Source organism: Porphyromonas sp. COT-290 OH860 (assembly GCF_000768935.1).
Classification (GTDB): domain Bacteria; phylum Bacteroidota; class Bacteroidia; order Bacteroidales; family Porphyromonadaceae; genus Porphyromonas.
On sequence record NZ_JRAR01000003.1, the window covers coordinates 1 to 13,275 of the forward strand.

A 13,275-nucleotide genomic window follows, 5' to 3' on the forward strand; every position below is an offset into this window, starting at 1 on the left:
GGGTAAGGGCTGTCAACCTAATCTAGAATTATAGAAAGAACCAGTAAACCAATTGTAGAACGATCCCGCCCAACTGTCAACTTTTTTCAGTACACGTCAGGTTCATTGCGCAATAGTCTCATTTTACGCATTCTAAAAACACCATAAAAGGGGCCGCGTCAAAAATGAATTTTGACACAGCCCCCCTATTAACTAATTGATTATCCTCTCCAATAAGTCCCTAAAAACCTTCATTACGGTCTAGCTCCAAGACGATACTGGCAGAATGAACATCGCCCGAAAAAGGAGGATTGAGCTTTGTTACCCTAAGGTAGATGCTTTGGATTAACTCGGAATAAGCGAAAAGGCGATGCTGTATACGCCCTGCGACATGCTCTAGAAGTCGAGAGGGCTGACGCATCTCCTGCTCAACAAGTGTATATAGATCGGCATAGCTAATCGTATCGTCTAGTTGATCAGTCTGCAGGCTACGAGCAATATCCACACATACTCTAAGCGAAACCACAAAGTGATTGCCCACTTGTCGCTCTTGCTCAAAAACCCCATGGTGGGCATAGAACTTCATTGCGTCCAATTCGATCCAAGTTTTCATCGCCGTACAAAACAATAGTTGAATAAAATCTAATGAATCCTCCGCCTAAACGGCTCAACGTGTACAATAACGTGCGTTGCCGAGCCATAGCGATTGCGCAGGGTTGCCTCTACCTGATCTGTAATGTCGTGCGCTTGGGCAACACTCATCTCTCCATCAAGCAGAATGTCCAACTCTATGGCATACCGATGCCCAATACTTCGGGTGTGAAGATTGCGAATACCTCTAATCTGAGGAATGACGAAAATAAGATCCTCAATCTCGTTGATGATGTTGATTGGGAGGCTGATCTCCATCAGTTCGTTGAAAGCAGGAAGTATGAGCATAATCCCCATGCGCATGATAAAGAAGCTAACAATACCTGCCGCAATCGGGTCCAGAATCTCCCACCCTGCTCCAAAGATTAAAGCACATAAAATCCCTAGTGCTACACCAATAAGCATATAGGTGTCAGCTCGATGATCAAGTGCCTTGGCATGCAGAACCGAGCTACCTAGGGTCTTAGCTTGGGTAATGGTATAGCGACAGAGTAAATCTTTGGTAATGAGCGAACCAACTGCTACACCAAGGGACCAATAAGAGGGAGGATCTAGGCTAACATCTCCTTGATAGAGTCCCCACAAGGTCTTTAGGCTATCAAACAGAAGCAGAGAGCCTGCTATAATCATCATGATCGCCACAATCACAGTAGCCAATGTTTCGTACTTACCATGCCCGTAGCGGTGATCATGGTCCTGCGGCTTCCCTGAGATCTTGACGAACACAAGTAAGATAATATCCGTAATAAAATCTGAGAGAGAGTTGACAGCATCAGCCATCAAAGCTGTACTATGGCCATAAATCCCTGCCCAGATCTTAGCAAGTGCTAGTAAGGCATTGCATATAGTTCCAAGCAGAGAAACACGTATGATGCATCGACTTCTATCCTTAGAGCAGGTAGACATAGTGTATGGGACTTGTGTTTTTAGGTATAGATGAGGTGATGTAACTTATTTGGCTCCAGCAAGTCTTGAGCCACTTCGTGAAGTTGGGCAGCCGAAACGGCATCAATGCGCCGAACAAGATCGGGCAAATCATCTACTCGTCCATGATGCAAATAGTTCTTACCCATAGACATGAAGGTCGTTTCCCTATTATCGTGCGACACCATCAGCTGGCCCTTGAGCTGACGTTTAGTAGCCTCTAGCTCTTCTTCCGTTAGGGGTGCCTCAACCAGACGTTTTAGTTCTTCCTCTACAAGGCGGATGGCTTGCTCCATATTGCTAGGAGCACACCCAAAGTAGATACTAATCATTCCCGTATCGGCGTAGGCCGTATAGCTACACTCAACATGGTAGACAAATCCCGTACGTTCACGCAAGGCCAAGTTGAGACGAGAATTGAGGCTTGGCCCCCCTAGAAGATTAACTAATACACTGACGGCTAGACGGCGACTATCATGTCTGGGATAGGCATACCCACCTATGAGGACATGCCTCTGGTGCGTATCCCTACGACGCAGAAGACGGCGGACAGAGTTAGGAGAGAATATGGCTGCGCACTCAGGTTTAGCAAATGAGAGTTCCTTCTCACTAGGCTCGCCTAGATACTCTGAGGTCAGACTGATTAAGAGGCCAAAGTCGATAGCACCTTGGCTAAACAAGATCATGTTACTAGGCTGATAGTATCGAGAGAAGAAACGCTTGAGGCGAGCAGAACTAAATCGAGAAACAGACTTATCTGTGCCTAGAATATTGTGTCCTAAGGAATGACCACGGAAGAGCATATTCTCAAACTCGTCGAAGATGAGATCACTGGGACTATCCTCATATGAAGAAATTTCATCGAGCACAACAGTCTGTTCTTTTCGCAGTTCGTCCTCTGGGAAATGACTATTCTGCACAATATCGCAAAGTAACTCTAGCGCACGCTCAACGTATTGATCAGGAAAAACAGCATAGAGCATCGTTTCTTCCTTGCTCGTGTAGGCATTTAGCTCTCCTCCAACGCCCTCAATCAGCTCGATGATCTCCATAGAGCTTCGCCGAGGTGTCCCCTTAAAGAGCATGTGCTCCATAAAGTGCGCAATGCCATGCTCCAGATGCGACTCGTTGCGTGTCCCCACGCCTATCCCAAACCCGAGATATGCGACAGGAGTATCTATATGTTTATGAATGATACGTAAGCCCGAGGGCAATGTATGAGTTTGGTAGGACATCTACTTCTTAATCTATATTCTGCTTATGTGCCTGATAGGGTCTTTGCTCTATAGCCGAGCCTAGACACTCCACATCTTATATTGTGTTGGTTACTTGGTAGCTCGTAGGGTCATCTATGCCAGCCCGCTTCATCGCCTCTCTGCGCTCGAGGCAAGTCGAGCACACGCCACAGTGTACCTCACCGCCCTCGTAGCAGCTCCACGTCTGGCTGTAGTCAATCGCCAAGCGTCGTCCAATGGTTGCTATATCAGCCTTGGTTATATCAGTATATGGAGCCATCAGCCTAACTCGATTGGTCGTTCCAGCACCAATAGCCTCGATCATCGGACGGATAAAGCTAGAAGTGCAATCGGGATAAAGCGCATGGTCGCCGAAATGATTGGCAATATAAATCTCACTAAGTCCGTGGCTCTCGGCAAGACCAGCTGCAATGGAGAGCATAATCCCGTTGCGAAAAGGAACGACGGTACTCTGGATATTCTTTGCGTCGTAGCTTCCCTTGGGAATGTCGCCCCCAGACTTGAGTAGAGAGCTGCGAAAGTGTTCTCCCATGAAACTAAGTGGGATCGTGATATGTGGGATAGCCAGATGCTCACAGTGCCAGCGAGCATAGGGGAGCTCTCGTGCATTGTGCTTAGAGCCATAGTCGAACGAAAGCCCAAGGGCTATTCGATCTTTATAATCGTAAAGTAGGGTGACACTATCCATGCCACCCGAGAGGACTATAAGTCCCGTTTGTTGACTATTCTTGTTCATTGTATATGTAATGTAAAGGCATCGGCATCTTGCCATACGGGGAACTTCTGCCGTAGATCCAGCAGAGGTGCATACTCCAACTCCACTAGAGCTACTTCACTCGCTCCTTCTGAACAAGTTGCCACTAAACGGCCTCGCGAATCGAATAGAGCGGAGTCACCAGTATAAACTAAGCCCGAAGTATCGACACCTACCCGATTGACGCCAATGCTATAAGCTAAATTCTCCATGGCTCTTGCCCTAAGTAGTGTAGACCATACTTCTCGGCGGGGCTTAGGCCAATTGGCTAGACAAATGAGCACATCGTATTCATTCTGTACGTTGCGACACCAAACGGGGAAGCGCAAGTCGTAGCAAATGATAGGTAAGATACGCCAACCTCTGTAGGTCAAGATGCGACGCTCCTCTGTAGCAGACACCATATCGGGCTCGCCTCCGAAAGAAAACAAATGTCTTTTATCTTGCCACTGCACCGAACCAGATTCGTCGAATAACACGAATCGATTGACTCTCAAATTTCCGTCACCAACCAGATAGCTTGCACAGATAGCAGTCTGATGCTCTTGCGCCAACTGTCGGAGTGTCTGATAAACACGTCCATGCACCCATTCGTCTGCATACTGCGAGGCGTCGGGAGAGAAACCGGTTGTAATAGTTTCTGGGAAAATAACCATATCCGCCAATGAAGCATTAGCGGATACGGTGTTACTAACAAAAGTTAGATTTTTCTCAACGTCATTACTCTCAATCTCACATTGGACAAGGGCTAGACGCAAATTAGGCTTTGAATTCATAGAATTGATCGGGATACTTGGCCTGCTCTCTCAAGTAGCGGCTTCTGATGTAAGCGATATCTGCTTCCGAATCTCCCGTAGGATGAAAAACCTCGAAGATACCGAGGGCCCTGCGCTTATAGTCAATCACTGCCAGCTCAATGGGTACACCAGCGGCAACTGCTATGTGATAGAATCCACTATACCACTTCTCTCTAAGTTTACGTGTCCCCTCCGGAGTAATAGCAATATGCAGATCTCTCTGCTGACGTAGGTAATCTGCTAGTTTACCTACCGTATCCTCTTTGCGAGAGCGATCGACTGGCACACCACCCATAGCACGTAGAATTGAGCCAAAAGGGAAAAAGAACCAATCCTTTTTCATCAGAAAACCAGATCGACTACCCACAGACCAATAGTAGAGTTTACCTAGAAAAAAGTCAATATTACTCGTATGAGGAGCAACGCAAATGATGCTACTCTCTGGTCGCTCAGCTGGCAAAGGCAGAGTCTTCCACCCAAGTTTAGCGAGCAACCATGCAGAAATTCGTTTCAATATCTAATATATTTGATTGGATTATTACATAAGCTCGAGCAAATCGGCTCCTATATCTCTACGAAGCGTCTTGCCCTCAAAGCTAATCTCATCGGCCAAAGCGTAGCAACGCTCTAGAGCCTGCTCAATGTTATCGCCATAGCAGCTAGCCGTGAGTACTCTACCACCATTAGTAACTAGCTTGCCCTCGGCAGAGGTAACAGTGCCTGCATGAAAGATCAGACACTCGTTACTGAGCTCAGGCAAAGTTATCTCAAATCCCTTCTCATAAGATCCGGGATAACCACGAGAAACAAGAACCACAGTTGTAGCGGCCCTAGGGTCTATCTGGATCTGATAATCTCCTAGCGAGGCCTTAGCCATACGCATCAATAGCTCCACGAAATCACCCGACAAACGCAGCATTACACTCTCGGTTTCGGGGTCGCCCATGCGACAGTTGTATTCGATTACGTATGGTTCTCCAGCGACATTCATCAGACCAACGAAGATAAAGCCTCGATAGTCAATACCTTCGGCTCTAAGACCGGCAAGCGTACGGCTCACGACACGCTCCTCTACCTTCGCCATAAAGGTGTCATCGGCAAATACTACTGGAGAGACCGAGCCCATGCCCCCCGTATTGAGGCCTGTATCTCCCTCGCCAATGCGCTTATAGTCCTTGGCTACGGGGAGGATACGATAGTCCTTGCCGTCGGAAGCGACGAAGACAGAGCACTCGATACCAAAGAGAAACTCCTCGATTACGACACAAGCACTAGCGGCACCAAAGCGACCAGCCAGCATTTCCCTAAGCTCACTCTCTGCCTCGGCGAGTGTTTTCGCGATGATTACACCCTTACCAGCAGCGAGTCCGTCAGCCTTGAGCACATAGGGCGCTCGCAAGGTGTGCAGAAAAGCTATTGCTTCGTCCGTCTGCCCCACGCGGAAGCTCCTATACGCGGCCGTAGGGATATTGTGGCGCTGCATAAAGGCTTTACTAAAGTCTTTGCTACCCTCTAGGCGAGCACCCGATGCATCGGGCCCGACGATGGGCAGCTCCTTGAAATCCCCAGTAGCCCTAAAGTGATCTACAATCCCATTAACCAGCGGATCCTCGGGGCCTACAACAAGTAGCTCAATTTGCTCTCGGCGCACCAAAGCCTCAATGGCTGCAAAGTCATTGACCTTGATTTCTGGGAGGCAAGTACCCAACTCAGTCATGCCCGGGTTACCCGGAGCAATAAACAATTGACCGCACTGCGCACTCTGCACAATGCGCCACGCCAAGGCATGCTCTCGGCCACCCGATCCTAAAAGGAGAATATTCATAAATGATCTTGGAAATATCTAGTAATAATTTGATTTAGATGTACACGATCTGGTCCGATTACATTGTGCTCATGCTCAGGGTAGACCATATAATCGGGATGCACACCAGCCTTGACGGCAGCCTCCACGAAAAGCAGACTATGCTGCCAGATCACGACAGGATCTACCGTACCATGAATGAGCATCAGACGCCCCCTGAGGTTTCCTGCACGCTGAGCGAGGTTGGCTGCGGCATAACCCTCGGGGTTCTCCTCTGGAGTATCCATATACCGCTCACCATACATGATCTCGTAGCGAGACCAATCAATAACGGGTCCACCTGCTACCCCGACCTTGAAGGACTCTGGGTGAGTAATCATCAGATTAGTGGTCATAAATCCGCCGTAGCTCCAGCCATACACACCGATACGGCTAGCATCTACCCACGAATGAGATTTTAGGAAGTCTACGCCTCGCATCTGGTCGGCCATCTCGTTCTTGCCCAACTGGCGATGAATTACCTGCTCGAAAGCAGAACCTCGGTAGGCCGATCCACGACCGTCTACCGTGAAAATAATATAACCCAAATTGGCCATATTCAGTTCCCAACCACGTGCAGCAGCACGATGACGGTTCTGCACGAGCTGAGCATGAGGGCCATTATATACGTATATTATAGCTGGGTATTTCTTCTTCGAGTCGAAGTTGTAGGGCTTGATGAGGCGGTAGTGCAGATCCGTTTGGTCATCGGCAGCCTTAATCGTACCAAGCTCTACACTGGGTGAGGCAAAGCCTTCGTCTGGATTCTTGGCATTATGGAGCACTTTAAGCTCCTTACCCACTGCGGAGCGAAGCACGCTACGCCCTGCGACCTCGGTAGAGGAATAGGTGTCTAGGAAGTGTTTGCCATCGGGAGAGAAGCGGGCGGTATGGAAACCTCGCTCGGGCGTCAGCAAAAGGGGCGTTCCTCCAGAGAGGCGCACCCTATAGAGGTGTCTATCCAGAGGGCTAATCTGTGTTGATAGATAATAAAGGCTCTTACCGTCAGGGGCGAAGCCTACGAAAGATGTTACCTCCCAAGCTCCCTTAGTTAGCTGACCGAGCAGCTTACCCGATGTGTGATAGAGATACAGGTGGTTGAATCCGTCTCGGCGGCTCTGCCAAACAAACTGGTCGGGCTTACCAGGAACAAACTGAGCGGCATTGAGTGGCTCGGCATAGACCTCGTCGCTCTCGGTAAAGAGCGTCCGTAGCTCCCTACCTGTATTGAGAGAGAAAGCCTTGAGCTGATATTGCGTTTGAGCTCGGTTAAGCTCTGCCAGATAGATTTCTTTGCTGTCTGGGCTCCATGCGATATTCGTCAGATACTTATCTTTGGGCTCATCCGTCTGCAAATATACGGTCTGCCCTGTAGACAAATCATAGATACCAAGCGTTACCTGATGACTAGTAGTCCCAGCCATAGGGTAATATTGATCACGTTTGTAGGGACGACGTGCGTTGATGTGCAGGATCGGATAAGGCTCTACCATGCTCTGATCCATTCGGTAGAAAGCAAGCTTGCGTCCGTCGGGACTCCAAAACAGCCCTCCTTTAATGCCAAATTCATTCTGATGCACACTTTGCCCATAAACAATCTGCTCGGAGCCATCCTGTGTCAAGATACGATCAGCCTCTCGGGTACGCAAGCTACGAATCACGAGATTGTGCTCTCGCACCTCTGCGATATACGAGTACTGAGGATTAACGCTACTTGCCTGAACATCATCTACCGCAACCCAAGAACGCTCAATCCGCTTAGAGGCAGGATCTATCAGATACTCGCTCTTGCCCGACTTGAGGCGAAGAAGAGACTTATCGAGTGTGACAACAGAGAAGCGAGGAAATTGCTTGGCCTTTTTGAGGTCTTCGCTCTCTGGTAGCAAGCCTCGCAGATCATCGAGCGAGAGCAGTGTACGCTCCCCGCCCCTTAGGTCTACGGCGACCAATTGGCCTTTTCGGACGAAGATATAATCGCTCCCGAACCACTGCAGAGCAGAGAGCTGATCGGGCTGGATATACTGAGGGCTACCTGCGGTGTACTCCGAGAGAGTCATCGTACGAAGGGGGGCTGTCTGCGCCTCGACTACCCCAGTGGCACTAAGGAATGCAGCCATCACTAAGCTACAGATTTGTTTATGATTCATAACTATCGATATATTTGTTGCACAGAACCATTTGCTCTGCGAAGTTCTTACTTTTTAATAGAACTGCCAAATAAATTTCAGTGCACAGCAAGCATACGCTCTATGGGGAGCAAGGCTCTCTCGAATAACTTCTGGCACCGTCACCCGATACTGTAATACTTAAGGGTATCTCTAAATCCCTCCAGCGTAATGTGCCATATGCGTAGCAGTCACCTTGCCAGAGCTCCATCTCTCGGCCTGTTTTCTACATAATATGAGACCATTGCGCAATGCGCCGCTCAAAGGTTCTTGTATCTTTCTCGATGTTTTTTGCGTGTTTGAGCCGCTTTGGGAGCCTTGAATACTATCCCCCTATCCCCCATCCCTGAGGGAAATTTCCCTCAGGGATGGGGATTTTACGGTTATTTGACACCTTCAAGCACAAGCAGCCAAATAAGCACAAAATGCCCGACCTNGGAGGATACCCAAGTTGAAAAACACTGCCTCAAGTAGCAAAAAATGACTCTAGAGAACTGAAGCAGCGAAGGGGTTCATTGCGCAATAGTCTCAAAATATAAATCTGGGTTGAAGTAAATCAAGCAGAATTTTCCGTTGAAGTACTTCGTGTGAGGAAAGCGCTAACGCTATTGCCTATTGAATACCATTCCATAGTTCAGTGGACAGCAATATATGCTAAGTCAGGTTCCAGCTAAGACCTACACGTTCGCTTAGCAAAAGGGCTGAGATCAACGTTTCTCGCCTTTCTATCCGCCAGCCTTTTTCGTTTGCTTGTATCCTAGAGAGAGTAAAATCTGGAGCAATTTATCTCGTTGGTCGCCTTGAATAATGATCTCCCCATCTTTTGAGCTACCACCGACACCACAGCGCTGCTTGAGCTGTTTGCATAAATCTGCTAGATCTTCATCACTCCCCACAAAGCTTGTAATCAAGCTAACCTCCTTACCGGCCCTATGCTTACGACTGAGAACGATGCGTAGCTTCTGTGCTTCTGGGGCAAGCATCTCGGCTTGCTCTTGACCTTCGCACTCGTACTGATAGTCAGGATTGGTGCTATAGAGAATCCCTAGGCGACTCTTCCAATCATTTGCCATACTATGATAATCAAATATTTAAGCTAAATTTGTGGACTAAAGGTAATTATTATTGATCGAATGTATTCTAGGTTTTGGGAGGCCAAAACCATAAATGTGTCGATTATGTCTGTAGAAATTAAGCAAATAACGGAGCTGTCTGACCTGAAGAAATTCGTTAGATTCAATATACAGCTCTACAAAAATAACCCATACCATGTGCCGGGGATCGTCAATGACGAACTGATGACGCTTGACCCTCAGCGCAACCCAGCTTTCGAATTCTGCGAGGCTGCCTACTTCCTCGCCTACCGCAATGGCAAAATCGTGGGGCGCATTGCAGGCATCATCAACCACAGAGCCAACGAAACGTGGAACCAGAGCAATGCTCGCTTTGGTTTCTTGGACTTCATCAACGACGACGAAGTGGTAGATGCTCTCTTCGCAGCTGTAACCAACTGGGCCAAGAACAAAAACATGGAAATGCTCCAAGGCCCCATGGGTTTCACTGACCTAGACCACGAGGGAATGCTCATCGAAGGGTTTGACCAGCTCGGGACTATGGCCACCATTTACAACTATGCCTATTACCCAAGGCAGCTAGAGCGACTGGGCTTCATCAAAGATCAGGACTGGAAGGAGTACAAAATCTTTGTTCCCAGTGCTATCCCCGAGAAGCACCTACGTATCTCCGAGATTGTGCGTAAGAAATATGGGCTCAAGACACTCAAGTTTAGGACACGCAAGGAGGTAATGCCCTATGCTAGACGCATCTTCGAAACGCTCAATCAGTCTTACTCGGTACTGTATGGCTTTTCTGAGCTTACGCCAGCGCAGATTGACTACTACGTCAAGATGTATATCCCGATGATTCGCCTAGAGTTCGTAACCCTCATCGTTCGTGAGGCGGACGACAAGGTAGTGGGTTTCGCTATTACGATGCCTAATCTAAGTAAGGCACTCAAAAAAGCTGCTGGTAGCCTATACCCCTTCGGCTGGGCTCATCTGGCCAAGGAGCTCTACATGAAGGGTAACCCCGTGGTGGATCTATACCTCATCGGCGTTATCCCCGAGTATCAAAATAAGGGTGTGAATGCCTTGCTCTTCGACGACCTAATCCCAGTCTTCCAAAGAAATGGTATCAAGTACGCAGAGAGTAATCCGGAGCTTGAAACCAATACTGCTGTGCAGATGCAATGGAACTACTTCGAGCGCCAGCATCATAAGACTAGGCGTGCCTATATCAAGCGTATTTAGGCGAAGGGGAAAATACTAATGAGTAAGCCAGTAGCCCGAGATAGCATTTCAAATGATGCAGCTCGGGCTATTGATTTAATGACGATTTAATGAAGCAAGCAACAAGAAAAGGTGCAGTACGTGTAGACCTAATCCCACTGGATATCTTAGAGCAGCTCAACCGAGGAGAGATCGAAACGGCCAATCTAATCGAGGGATTGGCTATTGACCAAATCGCTCTGATGAGAAGCGTACTTACCTCTCTGGGCAGAGAAGCCTACATACAACCAATTTTGGAGGCAATCGAAGCACTGCCCAAAGCAACATTCAATACGCTTAATCATGCCATAGGACGAACCCTTCATAGGCTAATCTCATACCACAGAGATGATGCCCTCTGGCGGAGTATAGCTACCCACAGCTCCGATACGATCCGCTGCTGGGCTTGCTATGTAGTGGCGTCTAGAGATCTGGCGATGGACGAATACCTAGAACAAATCAGGCCATTTGCTACCGATCATCACTTTGGAGTAAGAGAAATTAGTTGGCTATCTATGCGCTCACACATCATTGAGCATCTAGATCTCAGTCTAGCTCTGCTATCCGATTGGGCTACCGACGACAACCCCTATATCCGGAGATTTGCGACGGAGGCTACTCGCCCTAGAGGTGTCTGGTGCCAACATATAGATCGCCTCAAGGCTAACCCTAGCTTGGCGGGCGATCTGCTCGAACCGCTCAAATCAGAGCCAGTGAAATATGTGCAAAACAGTGTAGCTAACTGGCTCAACGATGCCAGCAAAACAGCCCCCGACTTTGTCATCAGCCTAATACATCGTTGGCAAACGGAAAGCCCAACCAACGCAACGGCCTATATCGCCAAGCGAGCTCTACGCTCGCTGAATAAGAAAAGCTAGAAGACCTTCAATAGCACAAAAAGCAAAGCGCACTCTCCTCTCCCGAGGGGAATGCGCTTTTTCTGATTTATCACTTAAACGGTTTACTATTTACAGAGCCAGTACTCAAGATTTCGCTTACTCTAACTCTACAATGCAAAGGTAGATATAGCCTCAGCCTCACACAATACCTACAAATGTGTAATTTACCAAAGGCTTATACCTAAGAGCGATGAGACTCTATTCTAAACGTTGTAAGTGGAAGATGAAGTATTACCTCCGTAGCCAGTCCAGTTCTCGTGAAAGAACTCTCCTCTAGGGCGATCCACTCGCTCAAATGTATGAGCTCCAAAGTAATCACGCTGCGCTTGAATCATATTAGCAGGCAAACGCTCGGAAGTCAGAGAATAGAAATAGTTGAGTGCTGTAGAGAAAGCCTGAACAGGCACCCCAGAAAGTGTCGCTAAAGCCACTAGACGCTGCCAAGCTGGCAGAGCCTGCTCAATTTCCCCACGGAAGTAGTCGTCCAGAAGCAAGTGGATAAGTTCGGGATTTTGCTCGTAAGCTCTAGAAATCTGCTCCAAAAAGCCAGAGCGAATGATACACCCCGCACGCCATAGCTTAGCAATAGATGCTAAATCAAGCCCCCAGCCTCTCACATGAGAGGCCTCTTGCATCAAGCCAAAGCCCTGCGCATACGAAACGAGTTTGCTTGCATACAGACAGTCATGCAGATCACACACCAGTTCGTCCTCCGAGGCTGTTAGGTCTACTCGACGAACGAAAGCCTTAGCCACCTCTACTCGTAGATCTTTATTAGCCGATAGGCTACGCTCATAGACTGCGGAGGCAATTAGGTTAAGAGGAGTACCATACTCAAGCGAGTTGATAACGCTCCATTTACCCGTTCCCTTTTGCCCAGCAGTGTCGAGGATTTTATCAATGAGGTAGCTACCATCAGTATCACGATGAGCCAAGATAGCAGCGCTAATCTCAATGAGATAGCTATTAAGCTTACCTTCGTTCCAGCTAGCGAGCACCTCAGACATTTTCTCGTTGGTAAGGCTTGGCTGTAGCTTCATCATACCATACGCTTCGGCAATAAGTTGCATGTCGCCATATTCAATGCCGTTATGTACCATCTTGACAAAGTGCCCTGAGCCACCCGAGCCAACCCAACTACAGCAAGGCGAGCCATCCTTGGCCTTGGCTGAGATTTTCTGAAAGATTGGCCGGATCTCTTCCCAAGCTTCTACTGCGCCACCCGGCATGATAGCGGGGCCATTAAGCGCACCTTCTTCACCTCCCGAGATACCAGCCCCAACGAAATAAATTCCATGCTGACGAAGATAGGCTTCTCGGCGCTCGCTATCCTCCCAATTGGAGTTCCCCCCGTCAATGACGATATCACCCGCCTCTAGGTATGGTAGCAGTCCCTCAATGACCATATCCACGGGCTTGCCAGCACGGATCATCATCATAATCTTACGTGGGCGCTGTACAGAGGCAACGAAGTCCTTGAGATCTGTAAAACCTAAAAAATTCTTGCCAGCAGCACGACCCCGTATGAAGTTCTTCACTACATCGGCTTCGGCTCCCTCGGCTCGGTTATAAACGGATACATGGAAACCGTTGCGCTCCATATTCAGGGCAAGATTCTCACCCATAACGGCCAATCCGATTAGGCCTATATCTGATAGTCTACTCATTATTTATAGCAGG

At 48.3% G+C, this 13,275-nt stretch carries 12 protein-coding genes; 2 read left to right on the forward strand and 10 right to left on the reverse strand.

Annotated elements, in window-relative coordinates:
• Positions 1 to 220 precede the first annotated feature (220 nt).
• The 9 genes from folB to HQ41_RS00575 all read right to left on the reverse strand — a co-directional run bounded on the left by folB (position 221) and on the right by HQ41_RS00575 (position 9,442).
• Positions 221 to 592 carry a dihydroneopterin aldolase gene (folB, locus tag HQ41_RS00535; protein ID WP_044186459.1) on the reverse strand — a complete coding sequence of 124 codons (372 nt, stop codon included), beginning with the start codon at positions 590 to 592 and terminating at the stop codon, positions 221 to 223.
• Positions 593 to 621: 29 nt separating this feature from the next.
• A complete protein-coding gene (locus HQ41_RS00540) occupies positions 622 to 1,536 on the reverse strand; it encodes a cation diffusion facilitator family transporter (RefSeq protein ID WP_044186462.1) in 915 nt (304 codons plus the stop codon).
• A 20-nt stretch (positions 1,537 to 1,556) separates the two neighbouring features.
• Positions 1,557 to 2,789: a pitrilysin family protein gene (locus HQ41_RS00545; protein WP_044186464.1), complete on the reverse strand. Its 1,233-nt coding sequence runs from the start codon at positions 2,787 to 2,789 to the stop codon at positions 1,557 to 1,559.
• 76 nt (positions 2,790 to 2,865) lie between these two features.
• Complete coding sequence (queC, locus tag HQ41_RS00550; protein ID WP_044186468.1) at positions 2,866 to 3,546, reverse strand: 7-cyano-7-deazaguanine synthase QueC; 681 nt, start codon at positions 3,544 to 3,546, stop codon at positions 2,866 to 2,868.
• Entirely contained in the window at positions 3,543 to 4,340 is a 798-nt protein-coding gene (locus tag HQ41_RS00555; RefSeq protein WP_044186470.1) for a nitrilase-related carbon-nitrogen hydrolase, read from the reverse strand. The genes queC and HQ41_RS00555 overlap by 4 nt, the downstream gene beginning before the upstream one ends.
• On the reverse strand, positions 4,324 to 4,875 hold the full coding sequence (locus HQ41_RS00560; RefSeq protein WP_044186473.1) for a 1-acyl-sn-glycerol-3-phosphate acyltransferase: 552 nt from the start codon (positions 4,873 to 4,875) through the stop codon (positions 4,324 to 4,326). Before HQ41_RS00560 ends, HQ41_RS00555 begins: the two co-directional genes overlap by 17 nt.
• 24 nt (positions 4,876 to 4,899) lie before the next feature.
• Positions 4,900 to 6,186, reverse strand: a complete 1,287-nt coding sequence (gene purD / locus HQ41_RS00565) for a phosphoribosylamine--glycine ligase (protein ID WP_044186475.1) — start codon at positions 6,184 to 6,186, stop codon at positions 4,900 to 4,902.
• Positions 6,183 to 8,351, reverse strand: a complete 2,169-nt coding sequence (locus HQ41_RS00570) for a S9 family peptidase (RefSeq protein WP_044186478.1) — start codon at positions 8,349 to 8,351, stop codon at positions 6,183 to 6,185. Before HQ41_RS00570 ends, purD begins: the two co-directional genes overlap by 4 nt.
• Before the next feature lie 743 nt (positions 8,352 to 9,094).
• Entirely contained in the window at positions 9,095 to 9,442 is a 348-nt protein-coding gene (locus tag HQ41_RS00575; protein ID WP_044186481.1) for a translation initiation factor, read from the reverse strand.
• A gap of 105 nt (positions 9,443 to 9,547) precedes the next feature.
• Between HQ41_RS00575 and HQ41_RS00580 the strand changes: the two genes are divergently transcribed.
• On the forward strand, positions 9,548 to 10,678 hold the full coding sequence (locus HQ41_RS00580) for a GNAT family N-acetyltransferase (RefSeq protein ID WP_044186517.1): 1,131 nt from the start codon (positions 9,548 to 9,550) through the stop codon (positions 10,676 to 10,678).
• A gap of 89 nt (positions 10,679 to 10,767) precedes the next feature.
• Positions 10,768 to 11,574 carry a DNA alkylation repair protein gene (locus HQ41_RS00585; protein ID WP_044186485.1) on the forward strand — a complete coding sequence of 269 codons (807 nt, stop codon included), beginning with the start codon at positions 10,768 to 10,770 and terminating at the stop codon, positions 11,572 to 11,574.
• Positions 11,575 to 11,798: 224 nt separating this feature from the next.
• On the opposite strand, the gene gnd is transcribed toward HQ41_RS00585, so the two are convergent.
• The gene (gnd, locus tag HQ41_RS00590) at positions 11,799 to 13,262 is read right to left on the reverse strand and encodes a decarboxylating NADP(+)-dependent phosphogluconate dehydrogenase (protein WP_044186488.1); all 1,464 of its coding nucleotides are present in this window, start codon (positions 13,260 to 13,262) and stop codon (positions 11,799 to 11,801) included.
• Between the last annotated feature and the right edge of the window lie 13 nt (positions 13,263 to 13,275).

Bases quoted from the DNA above. Each gene is read 5' to 3' on its own strand.
- folB (WP_044186459.1), bottom strand. From the start codon at position 592: ATGAAAACTTGGATCGAATTGGACGCAATGAAGTTCTATGCCCACCAT.
- HQ41_RS00545 (WP_044186464.1), bottom strand. From the start codon at position 2,789: ATGTCCTACCAAACTCATACATTGCCCTCGGGCTTACGTATCATTCAT.
- purD (WP_044186475.1), bottom strand. From the start codon at position 6,186: ATGAATATTCTCCTTTTAGGATCGGGTGGCCGAGAGCATGCCTTGGCG.
- HQ41_RS00570 (WP_044186478.1), bottom strand. From the start codon at position 8,351: ATGAATCATAAACAAATCTGTAGCTTAGTGATGGCTGCATTCCTTAGT.
- gnd (WP_044186488.1), bottom strand. From the start codon at position 13,262: ATGAGTAGACTATCAGATATAGGCCTAATCGGATTGGCCGTTATGGGT.
- HQ41_RS00575 (WP_044186481.1), bottom strand. From the start codon at position 9,442: ATGGCAAATGATTGGAAGAGTCGCCTAGGGATTCTCTATAGCACCAAT.
- HQ41_RS00580 (WP_044186517.1), top strand. From the start codon at position 9,548: ATGTCTGTAGAAATTAAGCAAATAACGGAGCTGTCTGACCTGAAGAAA.
- queC (WP_044186468.1), bottom strand. From the start codon at position 3,546: ATGAACAAGAATAGTCAACAAACGGGACTTATAGTCCTCTCGGGTGGC.
- HQ41_RS00540 (WP_044186462.1), bottom strand. From the start codon at position 1,536: ATGTCTACCTGCTCTAAGGATAGAAGTCGATGCATCATACGTGTTTCT.
- HQ41_RS00585 (WP_044186485.1), top strand. From the start codon at position 10,768: ATGAAGCAAGCAACAAGAAAAGGTGCAGTACGTGTAGACCTAATCCCA.
- HQ41_RS00555 (WP_044186470.1), bottom strand. From the start codon at position 4,340: ATGAATTCAAAGCCTAATTTGCGTCTAGCCCTTGTCCAATGTGAGATT.